Source organism: Synechococcus sp. C9, from assembly GCF_022984075.1.
Taxonomy (GTDB): Bacteria; Cyanobacteriota; Cyanobacteriia; order Gloeomargaritales; family Gloeomargaritaceae; genus Gloeomargarita.
The window spans coordinates 2,396,648-2,417,346 of record NZ_JALAAD010000001.1; the positions used below are offsets into that span (position 1 = coordinate 2,396,648).

Annotated in this window: 16 protein-coding genes and 1 other RNA gene; 9 read left to right on the forward strand and 8 right to left on the reverse strand. The window is 50.7% G+C overall.

Features of this window, described 5'->3' with window-relative positions; all coding sequences use genetic code 11:
• Positions 1-8: 8 nt before the first annotated feature.
• Together trpE and MLD66_RS11760 are read right to left on the reverse strand one after the other, a co-directional pair.
• Positions 9-1,484, reverse strand: a complete 1,476-nt coding sequence (gene trpE / locus MLD66_RS11755) for an anthranilate synthase component I (protein ID WP_247218108.1) — start codon at positions 1,482-1,484, stop codon at positions 9-11.
• Positions 1,481-2,737, reverse strand: coding sequence for a PrsW family glutamic-type intramembrane protease (locus MLD66_RS11760; RefSeq protein ID WP_247218110.1), 1,257 nt, complete (start codon positions 2,735-2,737; stop codon positions 1,481-1,483). Before MLD66_RS11760 ends, trpE begins: the two co-directional genes overlap by 4 nt.
• A 92-nt stretch (positions 2,738-2,829) precedes the next feature.
• On the opposite strand from MLD66_RS11760, the gene ssrA reads away from it, so the two are divergent.
• Positions 2,830-3,230: a transfer-messenger RNA gene (ssrA, locus tag MLD66_RS11765) on the forward strand.
• Between the two features lie 864 nt (positions 3,231-4,094).
• Positions 4,095-4,487: a heavy-metal-associated domain-containing protein gene (locus MLD66_RS11770; protein ID WP_247218112.1), complete on the forward strand. Its 393-nt coding sequence runs from the start codon at positions 4,095-4,097 to the stop codon at positions 4,485-4,487.
• 15 nt (positions 4,488-4,502) lie between these two features.
• Here the strand turns inward: MLD66_RS11770 and MLD66_RS11775 are convergent, their stop codons facing one another.
• Positions 4,503-5,453 (reverse strand): transposase, encoded by a 951-nt coding sequence (locus MLD66_RS11775; RefSeq protein ID WP_247214935.1) that lies wholly within the window; start codon positions 5,451-5,453, stop codon positions 4,503-4,505.
• 100 nt (positions 5,454-5,553) lie between these two features.
• Here MLD66_RS11775 and MLD66_RS11780 point away from each other — a divergent pair, with 100 nt between their 5' ends.
• Positions 5,554-7,458, forward strand: coding sequence for a heavy metal translocating P-type ATPase (locus MLD66_RS11780; RefSeq protein ID WP_247218114.1), 1,905 nt, complete (start codon positions 5,554-5,556; stop codon positions 7,456-7,458).
• 261 nt (positions 7,459-7,719) lie between these two features.
• On the opposite strand, the gene MLD66_RS11785 is transcribed toward MLD66_RS11780, so the two are convergent.
• Together MLD66_RS11785 and MLD66_RS11790 are read right to left on the reverse strand one after the other, a co-directional pair.
• Entirely contained in the window at positions 7,720-8,367 is a 648-nt protein-coding gene (locus tag MLD66_RS11785; RefSeq protein ID WP_247218117.1) for a YiiX/YebB-like N1pC/P60 family cysteine hydrolase, read from the reverse strand.
• Complete coding sequence (locus MLD66_RS11790) at positions 8,336-8,719, reverse strand: DUF4878 domain-containing protein (protein ID WP_247218119.1); 384 nt, start codon at positions 8,717-8,719, stop codon at positions 8,336-8,338. Before MLD66_RS11790 ends, MLD66_RS11785 begins: the two co-directional genes overlap by 32 nt.
• A gap of 618 nt (positions 8,720-9,337) precedes the next feature.
• Between MLD66_RS11790 and MLD66_RS11795 the strand changes: the two genes are divergently transcribed.
• The 3 genes from MLD66_RS11795 (at position 9,338) to MLD66_RS11805 (ending at position 14,979) form a co-directional block, all read left to right on the forward strand.
• Positions 9,338-10,063 carry a SpoIID/LytB domain-containing protein gene (locus MLD66_RS11795; protein WP_247218121.1) on the forward strand — a complete coding sequence of 242 codons (726 nt, stop codon included), beginning with the start codon at positions 9,338-9,340 and terminating at the stop codon, positions 10,061-10,063.
• Between the two features lie 50 nt (positions 10,064-10,113).
• Entirely contained in the window at positions 10,114-10,254 is a 141-nt protein-coding gene (locus MLD66_RS11800) for a PetM family cytochrome b6-f complex subunit 7 (RefSeq protein ID WP_247218122.1), read from the forward strand.
• 264 nt (positions 10,255-10,518) lie between these two features.
• Positions 10,519-14,979, forward strand: coding sequence for an Hpt domain-containing protein (locus MLD66_RS11805; RefSeq protein ID WP_247218124.1), 4,461 nt, complete (start codon positions 10,519-10,521; stop codon positions 14,977-14,979).
• A gap of 143 nt (positions 14,980-15,122) precedes the next feature.
• On the opposite strand, the gene queC is transcribed toward MLD66_RS11805, so the two are convergent.
• The gene (gene queC / locus MLD66_RS11810) at positions 15,123-15,809 is read right to left on the reverse strand and encodes a 7-cyano-7-deazaguanine synthase QueC (RefSeq protein ID WP_247218126.1); all 687 of its coding nucleotides are present in this window, start codon (positions 15,807-15,809) and stop codon (positions 15,123-15,125) included.
• Between the two features lie 115 nt (positions 15,810-15,924).
• On the opposite strand from queC, the gene MLD66_RS11815 reads away from it, so the two are divergent.
• Positions 15,925-16,215 (forward strand): DUF6679 family protein, encoded by a 291-nt coding sequence (locus MLD66_RS11815; RefSeq protein ID WP_247218128.1) that lies wholly within the window; start codon positions 15,925-15,927, stop codon positions 16,213-16,215.
• Here MLD66_RS11815 and MLD66_RS11820 read toward each other — a convergent pair.
• On the reverse strand, positions 16,212-16,886 hold the full coding sequence (locus tag MLD66_RS11820) for a DUF1995 family protein (RefSeq protein WP_247218130.1): 675 nt from the start codon (positions 16,884-16,886) through the stop codon (positions 16,212-16,214). The two genes, MLD66_RS11815 and MLD66_RS11820, sit on opposite strands and share 4 nt — an antisense overlap.
• 56 nt (positions 16,887-16,942) lie before the next feature.
• Between MLD66_RS11820 and MLD66_RS11825 the strand changes: the two genes are divergently transcribed.
• Both MLD66_RS11825 and MLD66_RS11830 read left to right on the forward strand, forming a co-directional pair.
• A complete protein-coding gene (locus tag MLD66_RS11825) occupies positions 16,943-17,974 on the forward strand; it encodes a hypothetical protein (protein ID WP_247218132.1) in 1,032 nt (343 codons plus the stop codon).
• A 141-nt stretch (positions 17,975-18,115) separates the two neighbouring features.
• Positions 18,116-18,799: an NAD(P)H-hydrate epimerase gene (locus MLD66_RS11830; protein WP_247218134.1), complete on the forward strand. Its 684-nt coding sequence runs from the start codon at positions 18,116-18,118 to the stop codon at positions 18,797-18,799.
• 356 nt (positions 18,800-19,155) lie between these two features.
• On the opposite strand, the gene MLD66_RS11835 is transcribed toward MLD66_RS11830, so the two are convergent.
• Entirely contained in the window at positions 19,156-20,688 is a 1,533-nt protein-coding gene (locus MLD66_RS11835) for a serine protease (RefSeq protein ID WP_247218136.1), read from the reverse strand.
• Between the last annotated feature and the right edge of the window lie 11 nt (positions 20,689-20,699).

Sequence of the window (20,699 nt, forward strand, 5' to 3'; positions counted from 1 at the left end):
AAAGTCCCTCATCCTAACGCCGCAATCGCCGTCAGCAACCCCCTCGCCTTATTCCAGGTTTCCTGATATTCCCGCTGGGGGTCCGAATCCGCCACCACCCCCGCCCCCGCCCGCACCCGCACCCGCCCCTGGTGCACCACCATCGTCCGCAGGGTAATCGCCGTGTTCAACTGCCCCTCAAAATCGTAGTACCCATAACAGCCCGCATAGGGCCCCCGCTGCCGATGCTCCAATTCATAAATCAACTGCATCGCCCGAATTTTGGGGGCACCGCTGACCGTCCCCGCCGGAAAACAGGCTTGCAGGGCATCCCAAGCACTATATTCCGGGGCTAACCTGCCAATTACATTACTGACAATGTGCATCACATGGGAGTACTTTTCAATCACCATCATCTGATCCACCCGCACCGTCCCCCGCTCTGCCACCCGCCCCAAATCATTGCGCGCCAAATCCACCAACATCACGTGTTCCGCCACTTCCTTCGGATCCCTAAGCAATTCCTGCGCCAACCGTTCATCCTCCGCAGGCGTATGCCCCCGGGGGCGGGTTCCCGCAATCGGTCGCAGCGTCGCCAACCGCCCCTCCGTTTTCACCATCACCTCCGGGCTAGAGCCGATCAACTGCCAATCCCCAAACTGGAAAAACGCCATGTAGGGCGAAGGATTCACCAAGCGCAGGGAACGGTAGAGCAAAAAGGGGTCGCCTGAGTACGATGTACTGAGTTCCTGGGACAACACCACCTGAAAAATGTCCCCCTGGTAGATATACTCTTTCGCCCGTGCCACCCCCGTTTGAAACCCCTCCGCCGTGGTATCGCTGGCAATCTCCACAGACCGTATCCCCGGTTGCCAGACCATGCGGGTGGTTGCCGGTGCCAAGGGTTGCTGTAATTTGGCTAACAACTGCTGGACTTTGTCCTGAGCATATTCATACGCAGAACGCACATCCCCCCCCCGCACATCCCCATACGCCACCGCCCAAATGTGCCGCCGCACCTGGTCAAACACCAACAGGTGATCCATCTGCAACCAACAGCCATCGGGTAAGTCCCCCCCCGCCACCACCGGCACCGTCGGTTCAATCCAGCGAATCAGTTCATAGCCCCAAAACCCGAACAGCCCCCCCAACCCCGGCGGCAACTCCGGCACTGACACCGGCTGATAGGGCGCCAAACATTTTTGGATCACCGCAAAAGGGTGCCCCGACCACCGTTGCTCACTCCCATCCCGAAACACCTGCCGACAGTCCTCCCCCCAAGCCGTCAATACCCACAGGGGGTCACACCCCAGCACACTGTACCGACCGATGCGCTCCCCGCCCTCCACCGATTCCAGCAAAAAACTATAGGGCTGACCCCGACACACCCGATACCAAGCCGACACCGGCGTATCCAAATCCGCAGGACACTGTTGATACACCGGGATAAAATTACCCCGCTCGCTCAAACGTTGAAACTGCTCCCAATCCATGGCACTGTTCATGGGCGAGTTTTGTTGACCAGGCTAGTGGCAAAATTCTCATGGCGGTTCGGGGAAAGTTGCCGTGCCTTCAAAATTGCCGCCGAGAGCATCACATAGGCTAAAATCCCCACCACCGCCGCCGCCCAAATGCCAATCGTATCCGAAGCATTCCAGAGGGCATGAACCACCGATGCCCCCAAATACGCCGAGGGAATCACCAGCCAAGCGTACTTCGGTTTCAACGCCGCCAAGCCAATCCCATAGCCAAAATAGCCACTATAAGCCATGTGCCCTGCCACCGAACCCAAAATCCGGGGAATCAGCAACTGCAACCCCACCAGTTCCCCCGCCACCGTGCCCGCCTGCTGTCCCACCTCCTCCACAATCCCCGGCACGTACTCCCCCATCGTCTCCAGCCAAGTGAACCCCAGCGCCGAAGCCGCCCCATAAATAATCCCATCCAACGGTTCCACCACCCCAATCCGGGAGCGTGCCCGCAGTGGCAGGAGCATCCCCAGCCCCCAAAATAGGAAAATTGGCAGAGCTTTTAATAATTCCTCCAACAACCCCGCCCCAAAAAAATGGGACGTAAATTGCACCGTAAAACTCTGGCTACTCGCATTCAAATTCCCTGGTAAAATTTCTCGAAAAATTAACACAAACAAGCTCCAGACCGGGCTAACCAAAAGTATGACCGTCATTAACCCCACCAAGACCATCGCCCACCAGGGTTTGGATTTACCACAGAGTTGATAAATAAAATAAAACCCACCGATCCCCAACAAAAACGCCAAACAGGCATTAAATAAGGTCGGATTCCCAATCGTGGAAAATAAAATAATGACCCCAATTACCGTCACCGCCGCCGGTACCAAATGGGCTTTGTGCGCTAGAGCCTGCCCACTCCCCAGCACCGGAATCAACTGGCTCAAACTCAAATCCGTCGAGTCTGCTGGGGTTGCCCCCACACTGATGACTTTGATCTGCGTCCGCCCCAGACGCACCACACTACCACTTTTCAACGGCACCGGCGTACTGCCCAAGCGTTGCCCATCCACCCAAGGGGGATTGGATTCCCGCAGACAACGCAAGTACACCCCTTGCCCATCCCAAGCAATTTCCGCCTGCAATCCCGAAACCGTCGGGTCGCTAAAAACCACATCACACAGATTTGGGTCACGCCCCAAACGGATCACCTGGGACGGATTTCCCATAGCCATTTCGCGGCGATGGATGCGGTTATCTGCCTGCCATTCCAGGATAATCATGGGCATGGTTGATACGCCTTTCAATTATGACCCGTTCCATCCCCAAACTTCCAACCCCCACAGGCTAAATTTTTGGTCTATAATAAATAATTGCACAAGGGGCCGTAATGGTTTCGACGTGTCGGCGAACACGCATCCTGTGATGCAGGCCGAGAGGGAGTCCACTCTCGTAAATCCAGGCTCAAACCAACGTAACTGCGAACAACATTGTTCCTTTTGCTCGTAAAGCGGCCGTTGTGGTTGCCTAAGAGTCCCTAGTTAGAACTAGACCGACTTCGAGGCGTTCCTGGTGACACCGTTAATCCTGGAACGTATCCCCCCAACGGTTGCGCTAACTGGATTTGTGCGGTTGCCGGTTAGCTAAGCCTGAACCGTAAGCCCCTGGTCAGTTTGGGACAAAACTGGCTCCTGGTGTCTGGGTCAAGGCACCTATGCCTGTGAATGAGTGGGACGTTAATACCCGATACGGACAGCGGTTCGATTCCGCTCGGCTCCATCAATTCCCAATGAAATTGTGGGGCTGATGGGTGTGCTGTGCAACCCTCTGGTTAACTATAGCCGTCCTAAATGAGAGTGGAACAGGGGTCGCAGGGGCACCGCCCCCGTATTTGGTTCTGGAAACTTTGTGTTTGCAAATCAAGTAGGATTGCTATAGCAGTCATAACTGAGTATGGCTACGTCACGCTGTCGCTATGAGAACAGGGGTACCGCACTCATCCTTGGTTCTGGGGAATATCTATAGCAATCCTAAATGAGAATGGAACAAGGGTCACAGGGGCACTGCCCCCGTTTTTGGTTCTGGGAAATCTTTGTTCACCAATCAAGTAGGATTGCTATATTTTATTTAATAACAAAAGTATCTTAGTACCCCTCTCAAGTACTGTTGATATATAGTCATTCCGTTTTAGAATGCGACACTTTTTAGGTATTTGCAATCGCTCCATTCCTTTCCAGGAGAGGGTTTGTAGGTGAAGGCGAATGTTGCAAACTTGTTTGAAATGACTATAATTACTTAAGTATAAGATTATCGTATTAGGGGCACCTCTATAAATTCAAGGTTAGCGGTCGCAGGGGGGCACCCCCGCCCTTGGTTTTGACTAATATGGGCATTCCCACGATGGGATTGATGATTGGTTCAAATAAATAGAGATTTCCTTAAGGTATCGCTAGTATTCCCAAAAATTTGGCTGGGAGCCTTATAGATTTGATGCTATAGCAGTCCTAAATAAGAATAGAATAGTGGTCGCAGGGGCACCGCCCCCGTACTTGGTTCTGGAGAATTTCTGTTTGTTAATCAAGTAGGATTGCTATATGTGATGTTATGGTATGTTAGGAATACTTTTTTTTATTGCCCCGACCCACCATGACCAGTACCCAACCCCGTCCTACCCAAGGTTTTGCACAATCTATTCCAGTTTCTGCCAGTATTTCCGTTGAACAAATTCATTACCAAGTCAAGCATTGGTTGCCCGGGCGGTTTCGTCTGTATGTGCCCCAGGTGGCCTACGACGAGTCCTATCGGCGGCGGTTGGAACAGGGGTTGACGAAGGTGCTGGGGGTGCAGGAGGTGCGGGTGAACCCGGATGCCCGGGCGGTGGTGGTGGACTATAACCCGGATATGCCGGTGGCGCAGGTGCAGGAGGAGATTTTCGGGGTGATCCAAAATCCGCCAGCCCATCTCCAGGGCGCAGTTCCCGCTACCCACGAAATTAACTATGGGGAACCAGTAGTGTTGAATGTCCGTAATAAAACTTAACATAAGGGGTCAGGGTTATCCTACGAGCGGCTCTACCCCTACGAGTTCCATGAAGCTACAGTGTCGGCCTATTTCTATTTGTAAATATCGCAACTTGTCAATCAATTCATAGGTCTTATTGTGACCTATCTCCAGCAATCTTAAAATTAGATAACCAATCAATACGGCATAAATCTGTAGCCGCACACCATTCTCATTCTTGGTAATGATTCTATCCAATTTCAAGTGCATCTTTAGTGCCTTCCAAAGCAACTCAATTCGCCAGCGCAAACGATAGGCTGAACAAATCTCTTCATCCGTCATCGAAGTCACGTTAGTCGCTAGCCTATATTCTGTGTTTTCCTCTTCATTAAAAAATTGAATTACCCGAATATCCGGATTGTCAGGTTGCAACTTCATATTATTTCTAATCCGCACAATAAACAATGTATTTCGTTTACACATTTCGTCCATTAATTTCCAGGAAGCAAAACCCCTATCCATGATACCAACGGCATTCTCAGGTATCGTCCCAATCACAAGATGCCCAATTTTATGGTCATTAGTCTTTCCAAATATAATTGATTCGTCACCGATATTGCCCTCATTTATATCCAGGCCAAGCGTCAATTTTACCTGCTTGTAGTGCCAGAATAATTTGCTGGTCAGGGTGATAATGGTAGAATCTAATGGGAATAAGTGCTTAAATTCACCTTGATGATGTTTAAGCCGTTTTTGCAGTTCTCTTAGGATCACTTGAAACGGCTCGGTGCTACGATGTTTACACGCCTTAGAAAACGTTGATATGTCAACTTTAAAATTGAGATGATTCAAGAGGAAGAATAAGCCCCGCATGGTGGCGACTCTTGCATCTAAAATGAAGTGCATCCATATGAGTACAAACAAGCGAGTATCCAAGACTGGATAGTCGTTTTTGGGAAGAAGGTTCAGCAAGGGCTTGATAAGTCCCTGAATTTGTCGTCTCATAAAAATACTGTTACTCGTGGTTTCTACCAATCTAAAATACCATTTTTAGTCTCCCTTTTCCACCCTTTCGTTAACATTCAACACTACTGATGGGGAACGATTGGGATTACCCGTTTTGGGCTTGGTTTTGAGTTTGGCGCTGATGGTGGGGTTCCCGATCCCGGAACTTCTGGTGGCGGGGTTGATTTTTGTGGCGGCGGTGCCGGTATTCCAACGGGCATGGGCGGGGATCGTCGAGGAACATCAGTTGAATATTGACTTTTTGGATGCGTTGGCGTTGAGTGCCCATACCTTACAAGGTCATTACTTTGCCCCGACGTTCATGCTGAATTTGATCGAGGGCGGCGAGGTGATCCGGGATATGACGGCACGGGGGACGGACAGGGCCAGCCTGGACTTGTTGGATTGTTTGAACCAGACGGTGCGGGTGGAGCGGGGCGGTCAAGAGGTGGAAATTTCCGTGCGGGCGGTGGTGCCGGGGGACCATGTGCTGGTCTATCCGGGGGATCAGATTCCGGTGGATGGCTATCTCCTGCGGGGGACGGTGGTGGTGGACCAGTGCAAGCTCACTGGGGAATCGGTGCCGGTGCGCCGGGAGGTGGGGGATGAGGTGTTTGCCTCAACGATGGTGGTGGACGGGACGGCCTGTATTTTGACGGAGCGGACGGGGAATGAAACCCGGGCGGGGATGATTGTGTCCCTGATGGAATCGGCACCGGTGCATGACACCCGGGTGGAAAATTATGCGGCCTTGGTAGCGAATCAGGCGGTGGTGCCCACGTTGCTGATCGGCGGGGCGGTGTGGGGGTTCACCGGGGATACCCAGCGGGCGATTGCCTTGATTACCTTGGATTTTGGGACGGGGATTCGGGTGTCGGTGCCGACGGCGATTCTTTCGGCCTTGACCTATGCGGCACGCAATGGGGTCTTTATCCGCAGTGGGCGGGCGATTGAGATGTTGGCTCGGGTGGATGCGGTGGTGTTTGACAAAACCGGTACCTTGACCCGGGGACAGGCAACGGTGACGGAGGTACGGCTGGCTGACGGCTGTATGGACACGGTGGCGGGGGTGTTGGAGTTGGCGGCGACGGCGGAGCAGGGGTTGACCCATCCGGTGGCGGAAGCGATTGTGCGTCATGCCCGGGAAAAAGGCATTGAACCGGGGAGTTGCGAAAGTTGGGAATACCGGGTGGGCATGGGGGTGGTGGCGGTGATCCGGGAACGGGAAATCCTGGTGGGCAGTCACCGGCTGATGGCGCAGATGGGGGTGGCGGTGCAGAGTTTTGAGGAGGCACACCCGGAGATTAAAACCGGCAGTTATTCCCCCGTGTATGTAGCCGCTGATGGCATCCTGCTGGGGGTGATTTTGTACCGTGACCCCCTGCGCTCGGAAACCCCCTCGGTGATTCGGGAATTGAAAGCCCTGGGGATCACGCCCTATATGCTCAGCGGCGATGTGAAACGGGTCGCCTATGCGGTGGCGGCGGAGGTGGGGATTGCGCCAGGGCAGGTGTATGGGGAGGCGTTCCCGGAGCGGAAGGTGGAGGTGGTGAAAGACATCCATGACCAGGGACGGGTGGTGGCGTTCTGCGGGGATGGGATCAACGATTCGGCGGCTTTGGCCTATGCGGATGCGTCCATTTCCTTTGGGGGGGCGACGGATATTGCCCGGGAAACGGCGGATGTGGTCTTGATGGAAAATGACCTGCGGGGTTTGATCCAGGCGATCAAGGTGGCGCGGTACACGATGGAGGTGATCTGGCAAAATACCCTGATCGTGGCGGTTCCCAACCTGGGGGCATTGTTGGCGGGGATTTTCTTCGCCCTCGACCCGATTCTCGCCATCGTGATCAACAATGGTTCGGCGATCTTGGCGGAACTGAACGGTCTGCGCCCATTACTCGGGCCGGGGGAAGCATTGCCGGTGCTGTACAGCCACTTGGATCAAGAAGCCCTGATGATTGAGGAAGAGCATTTGCATCACCAACAGGAGTTGCACAGTTAAACCATACATAGCAGTCCTATTTGATTAGCGTTAGCTGGTGTGCCATAGGCATACAAAAACTCCGCAAATGAAGAGGCTTGCCTGTCTTGATGTTTTCCCTTTCCGGGTAGCGTCCCTCCACCAGGACGCAAGGGCAGTCAAGCTATAGCAATCCTACTTGATTTGCAAACAGAAATTCTCCAGAACCAAATACGGGGGCTACGCCCCTGCGACCCATTTTTAGAAGTGCCCTTAATTTGGTTGGCAATCTGGGAGATAGTTTCAATATAAAATTGACTCTAATTGTGATGATTTGCTAAGGTGATCGGGGGGATACACTGGTTCGGGAATCAGCATGACCCGCACTTTTGGTAAGGATGTTGTCAAATTTATGCCTGATTTTGCAAATGCTTTTAGCACTAATTCTGTACAGTACAATTCATCATCGCCGTTCCATAAAAACCTATAGTCAAATCCTTTGCCAATTTGCTGAAGGCTATACTCACGAATAACACGCCTAGCCTTATCATTAATGTTCTTTGCTCGATAAAATCCAACATCTTTTGCATTATCTTTGGCGGTAAATGTATCCAGTGGTTCAACAATTACCCCCCCAGCAGATTTACCATTTTGTGGCACTGCATGCACCACGACCAATTCCGATTTATTTCTAAGAATTATGCCAACGTGGGAAAATCTGGGTAAGTCTCCTTGCGAAAGCACCAAACGGCTAATCATATCTCGCCCAGTTCTAAATACGAGATCACCATCAGAAAGTTCCCCGGCAATCACTTTCCAATCAATAGTTTCCTGTTCAAAAGAACTACGGTAGGAATGCTGAACATAGTAAATTCCAAGAGTACAAAGAGTTAAACATACTATACTACTTCCAAGTATTTTACTTGCCTGCGGTAATTTTCCATTCACCATCTTCTTTTATTAGTTTTGTATTTTGAAAACTTGGTTCACAATCTCCATTAAAAGTTACCTTTGTAGTCCCAGAACGAATCTCTCCACTGCCTTCTAAGTTAACTTCAATTTTTTTAATTCCCCCACATTTTCTGATATTTTCTGACTCTTTCGATAAGGCAAGAGATAGCTTTCTGTCCCCCAATAAGCCCACTACCTGAACAGATACATATCCTTTTGCTTCAGATATTTTGCCTTTCTCGAGAGAACGGTAAAATTTCTCGACGGTTGACTCCTCAGAACGCCCACAACTAGCTAATAAAAAAACAGAAACCAGAAAAGCTACTGCCGTCAACCCCTTTTTATGCTTCATGGTATTCTTTCTCTTAATTCCATAAAAGAATCTTGCCTAGATTACTCACCAACTTTTACCTATTCTTTAGCACTACAAGTATAGCATAATTGCTCTCCTGAGTATTTAGTGATAAGCAGAGTTTATATGTAAGCCCGATGAGGGTCTCAACTTCCTTGGAGACCAAGAAGTGTGTTCTCCCATACAGTTGCAACTGTAAATCGAGGAGAGCCGGATGCTGTCAAATTTATACCTGTTTTTGCAAATGCCTTTAGTAAAATTTTTCTCACAAATTAAGTGGGATGACTATGGTAAGGCGATGAAAACTAAGGTGAGGTGGTATCCTACAACCCTTGACTTTCTGAGTATAAAATTTTTCCTCACAATTCAGGGCAAATCTATAAATTCAAAGTTAACGTTCGCAGGAGGGCACCCCGCCCTTGGTTCTGGGTAAGATGAGCATTCCCAGGATGGGATTGATGATTGGTTCAAAAAATAAATAGAGGTTCCCTTCAGATGTGATTGCTATATTCGGTTTAATGTTGTATTTATTATTGATTAGGTTAGGATTTACGTTTTCATGGGTTGATGGGTGGGTTGAGGAGATGGATAGGGTTGCTTTTGGTTGTGGGATGGGTTATGCCCGCCCAGGCGACCGTCATCATGCGGGTTTTTTTGACCCAGACCGGGGGAACATTACCACTGGGCAGTTCCACCCCAGCGCAGGTGGTTGACCCCCAGGGGCGTTTGGTGGCCAGTCTTGCGCCTATGGAGCGGGTACAGAGCCAAGCCAGCGGCGGACAGGTGACTTTGGGGGGGTACAAAGCCCCTTTTTTGTGGCTCCAACCCAGTGCCGGGGGCTATGTTTATGTGGGCGATGGCTGGTATCGGGGGCGGGTGCTACTGTTGGCACGCAACGGGTTGAGTGTGATCAATTATGTGGACTTGGAGGAGTATCTGTACAGCGTCGTGGGGGCGGAAATGTACGCCCACTGGCCCGCATCGGCACTCCAGGCGCAGGCGGTGGCGGCTCGTTCCTATGCGGTGACCAAACGGATTCGGCCGGTGGATAGGTATTACGATCTGGGGACGACCGAACGGCATCAGGTTTACAAAGGGGTGCGTTCCGAACAGCCCACCACCCGAGCGGCGGTCAATGCGACCCGGGGGCAAATACTCACCTACAAGGGCGGCGTGGTCTTGACCCAGTATGCGGCGAATGACAATATCGTTCGGGATGTATTTGGCGGGCGGGGGATGAGTCAGCAGAGGGCGTATGAACTGGCAAAACAGCAGTACAATTACCTGCAAATTTTGGGGTATTTTTATCCCGGCACCCGGTTGGGGCGGATTCATGGGTATTAGGGGGGAACTTTTCGCTATGATCAAAGGTGATGTTATGAGGATGAAAGCTGATGGCCGCAGAAATTTTTAGCCATGCGGGGGTAATCTTTGGCATGGTATTGGTGGGGGTCGCTACGGGGTTTGTATTGATTAAACTCACCGGGGAATCCTCGGCGGGACGGTTGTTCAAAATTACCGGTAAGGAAGAATAATTGTCGCTAAAGGAGGGGAGTGAAAGCTCGCAGTTTCTTCCTGATTGGAAAATGCTAATTTGGGAATATAGCAATCCTCCCTGAATTTTCAACAACGGTTGCAGAGGTAGCGGGCGTAGTTTTTCTGAAAGTTCACGCATCCAGCGGGTAGGATGGTTATCGGTAACGGCGAAATTACGTCATTTCACGGAAGCTTCATCGCTTCCTGGTGTTTAAGGTAAGAATCAAGCCATATGATTTGATTGACCTATTCCCACAGTTCCTATGACTGACCTATCCCCGGATGAAATTACGGCCTACTTTCGGGCAGAAGTGCCGGGATTATTGGCGGAATTGGAAACTGGGTTACGCAGGTTGCGACAGGATCATTCCGTCCCAGCCTACTATCGGTTACTGCGGGCGGCGCATTCTCTCAAGGGCGGGGCGGCCAGTGTTTCCATGTACGGGATTCAAACCTTGGCGCAATGTTTAGAGGATGTGTTTCAAACCCTATTAACTCAGCCGGATCGGGATATTGAGTCCATCGAAGATTTGTTATTGCAAGGATTTGATTGTTTACGTCTGCCCTTGTCCCAATGGTTAAAAACGGGGGTGTGTGACTCAGATTTTGCCCTGCGGCGAGCGAAGACCATTTATAAGCAATTGACAGATATATTAGGGCCGGTGCCAGCCACAATTAAGCCAGTAACTTCCACAGATTTAGAAGTGAATGTCGAGCAGGCTATTTTTGATAATGATATTGCCCCCAAAATTGCAGAAATTGAAGGGTTATTATCCCAATCTGACCCCGCTTTGTTGTGTGGAGAATTGCGGGCACAGTTTGATGTATTAGTTGGCTTGGGGGAGATGTTAAATTTCCCAGGATTAACCCGGATTGGTCAGGTGGTGGTGCAGGCATTGATTCATCATCCCAGCCATGCCGCTGAGATTGCCCGGTTGGCGATCCGGGATTTACAAGCAGTGATGGGCGGTCAGCATCAGGGGGGAGAACCCAGTCCCGAATTACTGGCTTGGACAAAACCATCTGAGGATGGGGAAAATCAATTGATTACGCAGGAAGAAGCCATCCCTAATTGGGGGGAAATGGGGATGGAAACGTTTGATGACCCAGTAGGGAATGAAAGCTCTGTAGCGAATGATTTGTTCTGGGATGAAATCGGTGAAGTGAACCAGCCCCAGGTTGATTCTCTGACAGCCGATAATTTAGAAAAATCCAACGAGATGTCCATACCAGATGAGTCTAATTTTTGGGGAGACGCAGGTGCAGATGTCCAACCACTAGAACCACCAACATTATCATTTTGGGAGGAGGTTAACAATGCTATTACCCCCCCATCAAACGAAACAGAACCAGCAAATTCTACTAATTCTTTGTGGGAAGAAATAGGTGAACTTAGCCAAACGGAACCCCAAGATTTGCCAGAATCTAGTTCGTTTTGGGAGGAGCTTAACAATGCTATTACCCCGCAAGTAAATGAAACAGAACCAGTAAATTCTACGGATTCATTTTGGGAAGAAATAGGGGAACTTAGCCAAACGGAACCCCAAGATTTGCCAGAATCTAGCTCGTTTTGGGAGGAGGTTAACAATGCTATTACCCCGCAAGTAAATGAAACAGAACCAGCAAATTCTACGGATTCATTTTGGGAAGAAATAGGGGAACTTAGCCAAACGGAACCCCAAGATTTGCCAGAATCTAGTTCGTTTTGGGAGGAGGTTAACAATATAGAAACAACTCAAGTAAACGGTGCAGAACCAGCAAATCCTACCAATTCATTTTGGGAAGAAATAGGAGAGCTTAGCCAAACCGAACCTCAAAATTTACCAGAATCTAGCTCATTTTGGGAAGAAAACTATCCAGAATCAGAACAAAACCCATCTACTCCCCTGTGGACGGGGCCAGCGTTACCCCCTACCACTGAAATCAATTCAGAAGCTCTGGAATTTTTTGCCCAGGAAGCCCAGGATTTATTACAGGAATTGGAATCGGGACTCTTAACCCTCCGACAAAACCATGACATTCCCCATATCCATGCCCTGATGCGGGCGGCACATTCCCTCAAAGGGGGAGCGGCTACCGTCGGGTTGGCGGTGATTCAGGTGATCGCCCATCGCTTGGAAAATGCCCTGCAAAAACTTTACCAATGGCCCGGGACGCTGGATGTTCCCCTGGAAGAAGCCCTTTTGCGTGCTTTTGACACCCTGCGCCAGCCCCTGCAATCCCAGTTGACCAACGGGCATCTTGACCCCGACACCGTACTGCATAATGCCGAACAAGCCTTTTTACTTTTAGAGGAAATCCTCGGACCCACCGAACCCACCGGGGCGGATGCCTATATGCCCTCAGCGCAGGATTTGGGGGTGGATATGACTGCCACCATTTTTGGGGGGGATATTCAGCAGGGGTTGACCCAGTTGAGCGGTCTGCTGGCGCACCCGACGGGGGATTGGGTTGCCGAGGTCATCAGTCAGTTGGAAATTTTTACTAATTTGGGGGAATTGCTGAATCTACCGGGCTGGCGGGCAATTTGTCAGGCTGGCTTAACCGCTTTGACCCAACACCCGGATCAGGCAACTGCCATTGCCCAGGTACTCCTGCGGGATTTGCGCCAGGGTTACGACCAGGTGATGGCGGGCGACCGGGAACATGGGGGCAGGGTTAGCCCAGAATTGCAAGCCTTTTTAGTAGAAAATTTGCAACAGGTGTCATTGCCTGTGGAATCCCCGGTGCCAGAGCCGCAAACCGAGATTTTAACCGCAGATAATATCAATACATTATTTACACAATTGCCCCCGGCGATGGATGTGGCTGAACCCCCAGCGGCTACCCCCAAGGTTCCTTCTGCTCAACCCCAACCAACCCGGGGTGCGGTGGTGCGGGTGGAAGTCAGTCGGCTGGAGCGGTTGAATAATTTGATTGGGGAATTGGTGATTCAGGAAAACGGTTCCCTATTGCATCAACAACAGTTGCAAAACCTGGTGCAGACCTTTGGGCAACGGTTAAATAAATTTGAAATGCTCAGTCGGATGTTGCAAGATGCCGCCGACCAACTCACCGTAACTGCCCATGCAGAAACTACGCCTAAGAGTGAAGCACATAGTGAATTTGACCCCCTGCAAATGGATTCCTACAATCAAATTTACACCTGGGTACAAACGGTGATTGAAGAAATTGCCCAGGTAGGGGAAGTCCTGCGGGATATGGGTTTGATTACCCAGCAATCCCAGGAAAGTTTGCGGAAAAAACAACAAACCCTCAAGCAAATTCGGGGGGATTTACTCTGGATTCGGATGGTGCCTTTGCAGGAAATTTTACAGCGATTTCCCCGCATGGTACGGGATTTGTGTGTTCAGCACCATAAGCAAGTGGAAGTTAAGTTAATCGGAGCCAATACCCTCGTAGATAAAGCGGTTTTAGAAAAACTCACTGACCCCTTGGTGCATTTAGTCCGTAATGCTTTTGATCATGGGATTGAACCCCCCCAAACCCGCATTCAACGGGGTAAAAATCCTCAGGGTACGATTGAAATTCAAGCCTACTACCGGGGGAATCAAACCTATATTACCGTTGGGGATGATGGGCAGGGGATTGATTTAGAACGGGTGCGCCAAAAAGCCATTGAAAAGCAAATTTTCACCCCAGAACAGGCGGCGAATGCCAGTAAAGCTGACCTTTTGAATTGTCTATTTGCACCGGGATTTTCAACGGCGGCGACGGTGAGTGACCTGTCCGGGCGGGGGGTCGGTTTAGACGTGGTGCGCTTGCAAATTCAAGAACTCAAAGGCTCGATTCAAATTCATACGGAACCGGGGCAGGGAACCACGTTTACCATTCGTTTACCCTTGACGTTAACCATTACTAAGCTCCTGGTTTTCAGTTTAGACCAGCGGCGGTTTGCCCTAGCGGTGGACAGTTTGGCGGCGATTGTGACCGTGACGGATGCGGCGTTGGTGACCATGCAGGGGCGGCAGTTGTACCGGTGGCAGGGGCGGTTGGTCCCCCTGATTCCCCCCTCGGTGTTGGAGTATCGTTACCCGGTGCGGTGGGGGGCTGGGGAAGGAGCCGGGTTCACCTTACCCGCTGGGCAGGGACGACCCCTCCTGCTGTTGAGTGTGGACAATGAGGTTTACGGTCTGGAAATTGACCAGATTTTGTTAGAACAAGACCTGGTGATTAAGCCCTTCAGTGGTCTGTTGCGCCTCCCCGCCTATGTGTATGGCTGTACGATTTTGGGGGATGGGCGGTTGGTGCCGGTGCTGGATGGGGCAGGGTTGGTCAACCATTGGTTACGCACGCCGGACGTGGGAGTGGTGGTGCCCAAGACCCCGGTGCGTACCCTCGCGCAAACGGAAATTTTGGTGGTAGATGATTCCCTGACGATTCGGGGAACTTTGAGCAAAATGCTGACCAAACATGGCTATCGGGTACATACCGCCGCCGATGGTCGGGAAGCCCTGGAATTATTAGCCCAAAATCCCCACATCCAAGCGGTATTTTCTGATGTGGAAATGCCCCGTATGAATGGGTTTGAATTTCTCAGTGCCTGCCGCCAAGACGAGCGTTATCAAACCTTGCCGATTATTATGCTCACGTCCCGGGCGGGGGAAAAACATCGAAAACTGGCACAGAAGTTAGGTTGTAATGCCTATTTGACCAAGCCCTATTTGGAACCGGATGTGCTGAAAACCCTGAAGGAACTTTTGCCTTCCTCCGAAGTTAGTTAGCCAGCCCCAATAGTCTAGGGGTCGCAGGGGCACCGCCCCCGTTTTTGGTTCTAGGTAACCTGGGCATTCCAACGATGAGATTTATGGTTAGCTCAAATAAATAGAGATGCCCACCAAGTGATCCCAAACGATTATGAATAAATTTACGTCACCGCATAGGGCAAAGGGTCGGGAATCCCCGCTTGCCGAAACCCCTCCCGGCGCAAAATACAGCTATCACACACCCCACAGGCGAGTTCTTCCCCCCGGTAGCACGACCAAGTGAGTTCCCAGGGCACCCCCAATTCCTGCCCCAACTGGATAATTTCTTTCTTATGCAAATGCAGTAACGGTGCCGTCAACGTAATCAGTTGACCCTCCCGCCCCCGTTTGGTGCCCAGGGTATAGACCGTCTGCATCGCCGCCAGATAATCCTCCCGGCAGTCTGGATACCCCGAATAATCCAGGGCATTGGCACCCAGGTAAACCCGGTCTGCTCCCAACACCTCCGCCCACGCCAGCGCCACACTCAGGAAAATCGTATTCCGAGCCGGAACATAGGTCACGGGAATCCCCTGCGCCATTTCCGCCGGGAGCCGGTGACCGGGCACCTCCATATCCCGTTGGGTCAACGCCGACCCCCCCCAACGCCCCAAATCCAGGGGAATGACCTCATGCCCGTGAACCGCCGCACTTTGGGCCACCGCCTGAGCCGAGCGCAGTTCCCGCCGGTGCCGTTGGTGATAATCAAACGAGAGGGCATAGCAGGCATAACCCAGCGACTGAGCGTAATACAAAACCGTCGCCGAATCCAACCCCCCAGATAAAAGGACAACCGCCCGCTGATTCATGGTTCACTGGTGCAAAACTATTGTTAGAATGATCACCATGTTAGAAAATATGAAAAACCTGTGGGCAGTCAACCAGGTTTTTTGTTCGTAGCTGTTTCGCGTAAGGAGACCGCCGATGCTACACCGCAAGCTTTACCAAATCTGTTGCGACGGTCGGGAAGTGTGGATTTACCTCAAGGATCAACAGCGGATGATCGAGCGGGCGCGCATCATAGACATTGAGGGGGACTTGGTGACCTTGCGTTACGAAACGGAAGAGGAAGACGAAACCTGCGCCTGGGAAGAATTGATCCGCATGGAAAGCATTGGTGCCATCACCCAAAAACTAGCCTCCGTGCCCCGGGGCGACCTGGAGCCATTGGTGTCCGACGACTGCCCCGAAGCGGAGCAAATTCGGGACGATTAAGCCCGCAGTGCCCGCAGTAACCGCCCCAAGCCCCGCCAAAAATTTTCACCTGTGGGTTGGGGGTTGAGGGTTGCCGTGACCGTCTCCCCATCGGGATGCTGGGGAAATTCCCCCGCCAAAACGTACATCCCCGTCGGTTCTTCCCGCCAAACTTGCCAGGGCTGGGGGTAGATTCTCAGCACCGCCCCCCCCTCCACCGGGCGCAAATGGTACGCCGTCACCAGGGTTTGCAAAAATTCCTGCCGCAGTCGCCGTCCCGCATAGCCAATCCCCACCGTGCCCGCATCCTCCAAGCGGGGGTTGAGCAGAATCACCGGACAAACCGCCGTTTCCACCAACGCCCGTACCTGAGCCACCTCCGCCGGGTCAGGGGCAACCAGCACCACTCCCTGATCCCCCGATTGATGGGGTTCCCGCAGGGTTTCCACCCGCCAGGGCACCACCCCCCAGTCCCGCCGCGCCAGCGCCGCCCCCCCCGCATCACTAAACACCACCCGTCCCGCCGTTCCCCACCCCACAAAGGCTTGCAAAAATTCCCGCACCAGGGGCATGGGTTTCACCTCCGGCAACCACAACTCCACCAGCAGACGGGTTTCCCCCTGGGCAATTGCCTCTTGGGTCGCATTTTGGGCCTGGGCAATCGCTTCCGGCAGGGTTTGGGGTAAAGACATAACTGGCAAAACAATTGGAGATTATTTATATTATGGGAAAATTATTGTCCCCAAAAATGATGCCCTTCCTTTTGGGTCTATTGGTGGGGCTGGTTGCACTCTGGTTGTACCGCCGCCGCCAACGGCATTCCCTAGCTTATTGGAAAAAACGTCTATCCCAAGCGCAAGAAAATTATCACGAGCTTGACCAACGACATGAACAGATTACCCAAGAGTATCAAAAAATACAGCAACAATTGCGGGAATTAGCACAAGAAAATCAACACCTGCACCAGCAACTAATCACCTTACAGCAGGAGAATGCGGTTTTAATCCAGCAACAGACCGAATCCACCCAGGAACAATTGCGGGAATTAGAACGAGAAAATCAACACCTGCACCAGCAATTAGCTAACCTACAGCAGGAGAATACTACTTTACTTGAACAGCAGACAGAACCTACGCAAACCCATCAGGAAAAAGCACAAGAATTACAACAACAAATAGCAAAATTACAACAAGAAAATCAAACCCTAACATCATTTTGTAACTATTTTGAAAAATGCGCTATTTCCACCGAAGAAAAACATATCTCGCTTCAAGAACAATACGATTCGCTCCAGCAAGCGTATCTTCACTTGCAAGCCCAGTTGAATCATAGTAGATATAACAACTACACCACTTCAGCACCTACACCCGGAACCAATAACCACCATGCCATCACGTTTTATAGCAATGAAACTGACTTTTACCAGGATGAAACTTATGAATTAATTTTGCGTCTCATCGAGGAAGAATTGAATCGTCTCCCTAATAATTGTTACAAACGCCGCCGTGACTTATTAAGATCGCTTTTAGAGTGTAACCCTTCCCAGGAGTATTCCAAGCAAATCCGCACCCAAATCAAAGAGTTATTCTCTGATTATAAGGGCATGACGAGACGCTTGGAAACAAGACTTAAGCAACTAGGTTTTTCTCTTACTGAAGGGAATCACTATAAAATTACTTGGCAAGATGATAATCGGTACACATTTTCTTTTGCTAAAACCCCCAGTGACTACCGAGCGGATAATAACATTGCCCGTGACCTGATTCATTTGTTATTTTAATTTAAGGGCACCTCTATTTATTGCCACCACTGGAAGATTATTTTGCTAAAATGCCCATATTACCGAGAACCAAAAACGGGGGCGGTGCCCCTGCGACCCATTTTTAGAAGTGCCCTTAAATATAAAATATATTAATAGTTAATGAACGAACTCTTTTGTACCAGTACGGGGTTACCCATCCCCACCTTGACCCCGGAGCAAGTGACCCTCTGGTGGGAAGGGGTGGCTACAGCCGGTTTGCCACCGGAAGTCTGGGTAGAAACTGCCGGTCGCAGTAGTGCCATGCTCACCCTCGGCTGGCTAGGGCAGGACTGGCAAGTGGGACGGGTGGTGGTGCTGGTGGGCAGTGGGACGGTTGGGGCGGTGGCATTGAGTGCCGCTCGTCATTTGGCAAACCGTTGTATGAATGTGCGGGTCTGGTTGAATCCCGAAATTGCCCCCAATTTATGCTTACAAAATCAATATAATTTGTATCAAAAAACCGGTGCCCAAACCGTTGATCTTAGTGAATTAACTGGCGAAAAAGTGGCGGTGGTTTTGGTAGGCAGTGATACCCCCCTCCTCCCGGAAATATGGGCATGGGTGGCGCAGTCGGGGGCAGAAGTATTGCGGATTGGGGCAACGGTGGACGGGGTGGCGGTGGCGACCTTGGTTTTGGGTTTGCCGGTGATGGGAGCACCCTATGCGGGTCAGCTTTACCTGGCGGATGTGGGCATTCCCCTGGCGGTGTATGAGCAGTTGGGCTTGTACCATCGGTTTGTGTTTGGCAATCAATATATTATTCCGATTTATCAACGGGTGGCGGCTTTGGATATGGAAATATAACAATCCTAACTAAGTTTAGAACAGGGGTCGCAGGGGCATCGCCCCCGTATTTGGTTCTGGAGAATTTTTATATGCTTACGGTACGCAAGCTAATGTAAATCAAGTAGGATTGCTATAGTAATCCTAACTAAGTTTAGAACAGGGGTCGCAGGGGCATCGCCCCCGTACTTGGTTCTGAAGAATTTTTGTATGCTTACGGCACGCAAGCTAATGTAAATCAAGTAGGATTGCTATAGTTATTTTGGATAGGGATGAGACAACTTTTAGGTATTCTTAATAGTGCTCCGGTAATCGCTGGTAATCGCTCATTATGTAATTTATAAAAGTGCCCTATATCCCTACAAATCCATGCCATTTTACTGGCAAAATTGTTGGTAAGTAGTCCGAGCTTCTGCACTGCCTAAATTAGCCGCAGTTCGTAAATCGCCACAGCCCCCCACCCCATCGCCCAAACCTATTTTTGCCACCCCCCGCACAAAATAATTATCGGAATTGGTGGGATTGATTTGCATCGCCCGATTCGCATCTTCTAATGCGCCCCGAAAATCCTGAGTAAAGACCCTGGCGGTACTGCGAGCCGTGTAGGCAATCGCATTATTCCCATCTAACGTGACCGCCTGGTTGGCATCAACAATCGCACCCGCAAAGTCCTGTAAGGCGGTTTTTGCCAGGGCACGGATAGCATAACTACTCGCTTCTTTAGGATTAAGTTGAATCGCTCGGGTGACATCTTCTAACGCCCCTTTGGGATTATCCAAATACACCTTCGCTGTCGCTCGCATCAACCAGGCATCCGCCAAATTGGGATTTAGTTCTACCGCTCGACTCGCATCCGCCAAAGCCCCGGGATAATCATTCATTTGACTTCTGACAAATCCCCGTAAAACGTAGGCTTTATCATAATTTGCCCGCAGGCGAATCGCTTGATCCGCATCCGCAGTTGCCCCAGGAAAATCCCGCAATAGGGTTTTCAAAAAGGCACGATTGCCGTAAATATCGGCATTTTTGGGGTCAAGTTGGAGGGCTTGATTGTAATCCGCTAATGCCCCCTGATAATCCTGTTGATTTAGGGCTTTCAAAATGCCACGGCTCATGTATGCTAAAGCCGAATTGGGTTCGAGTTTAATCAATTGATTGAGGTCATTTAACGCCCCCTGAATATCCCCCGCTTCGTACTTCCGTTCCGCCAAAATATATAATTCTTGAGCGGTGGTGCCGGTGTTATTAACTCTAATTGGTTGCCGATTCACCCAAGCGGTGTAGGTGCGAATGGGAACGGCTAAATTGAAGCCGGATTTCAGGGCAATGGTTCCCTGTTTGGTGGATTGATAACTCCCTTCCGCTCGCCCATGAATCCCCACCAATTCCGCCCGTTCATTCAATACCGGTCCCCCACTCATCCCTGGCAAGGTGTTGTTCGTATAAGTGAGGGAATACCCATCCTGTAAAATGTTTTCTGAACTTGCCGTCACATCCCCACTGGTGAATTGTAAGACTGGTTTGGTAATTGCTTGCCCCGGTAAAGGAAAGCCCGCCACATACACACTCATCCCCCGTTTAACAGCCAGATCATTCCCCAATTTCACCTGGGGATAATTTCCTGAACTGCGAAATTCCACCACCGCCAAATCCACCTGGGGTAGGTTTTGAATCCGACGGAAATCTAAGGGATAAACCTTACCATCGTGGGTGGTAATATCCGCCTCTTCGCCGGGTTTAATACTCTCAATCACGTGTTTGGCGGTTAAGACCTGATAGACCTCCCCATTCCTAGCAATAATCGTGCCAGAACCATGCCCCGCCGGGGTTTGGATCAAAACCGTGATTTTTTCTGCGACTTCGGCAATTTGACGTTTACTCAAGGTTGCCTGTGCGATTACTGGTTTCATAAGGAAGGGTA

Coding starts and splice junctions, on each gene's coding strand:
- MLD66_RS11830 (WP_247218134.1), top strand. CDS start 18,116: ATGAACGAACTCTTTTGTACCAGTACGGGGTTACCCATCCCCACCTTG.
- MLD66_RS11795 (WP_247218121.1), top strand. CDS start 9,338: ATGCCCGCCCAGGCGACCGTCATCATGCGGGTTTTTTTGACCCAGACC.
- MLD66_RS11770 (WP_247218112.1), top strand. CDS start 4,095: ATGACCAGTACCCAACCCCGTCCTACCCAAGGTTTTGCACAATCTATT.
- MLD66_RS11775 (WP_247214935.1), bottom strand. CDS start 5,453: ATGAGACGACAAATTCAGGGACTTATCAAGCCCTTGCTGAACCTTCTT.
- MLD66_RS11820 (WP_247218130.1), bottom strand. CDS start 16,886: ATGTCTTTACCCCAAACCCTGCCGGAAGCGATTGCCCAGGCCCAAAAT.
- MLD66_RS11785 (WP_247218117.1), bottom strand. CDS start 8,367: ATGGTGAATGGAAAATTACCGCAGGCAAGTAAAATACTTGGAAGTAGT.
- MLD66_RS11835 (WP_247218136.1), bottom strand. CDS start 20,688: ATGAAACCAGTAATCGCACAGGCAACCTTGAGTAAACGTCAAATTGCC.
- MLD66_RS11790 (WP_247218119.1), bottom strand. CDS start 8,719: ATGAAGCATAAAAAGGGGTTGACGGCAGTAGCTTTTCTGGTTTCTGTT.
- MLD66_RS11800 (WP_247218122.1), top strand. CDS start 10,114: ATGGCCGCAGAAATTTTTAGCCATGCGGGGGTAATCTTTGGCATGGTA.
- MLD66_RS11760 (WP_247218110.1), bottom strand. CDS start 2,737: ATGCCCATGATTATCCTGGAATGGCAGGCAGATAACCGCATCCATCGC.
- queC (WP_247218126.1), bottom strand. CDS start 15,809: ATGAATCAGCGGGCGGTTGTCCTTTTATCTGGGGGGTTGGATTCGGCG.
- MLD66_RS11825 (WP_247218132.1), top strand. CDS start 16,943: ATGATGCCCTTCCTTTTGGGTCTATTGGTGGGGCTGGTTGCACTCTGG.
- MLD66_RS11815 (WP_247218128.1), top strand. CDS start 15,925: ATGCTACACCGCAAGCTTTACCAAATCTGTTGCGACGGTCGGGAAGTG.
- MLD66_RS11805 (WP_247218124.1), top strand. CDS start 10,519: ATGACTGACCTATCCCCGGATGAAATTACGGCCTACTTTCGGGCAGAA.
- trpE (WP_247218108.1), bottom strand. CDS start 1,484: ATGAACAGTGCCATGGATTGGGAGCAGTTTCAACGTTTGAGCGAGCGG.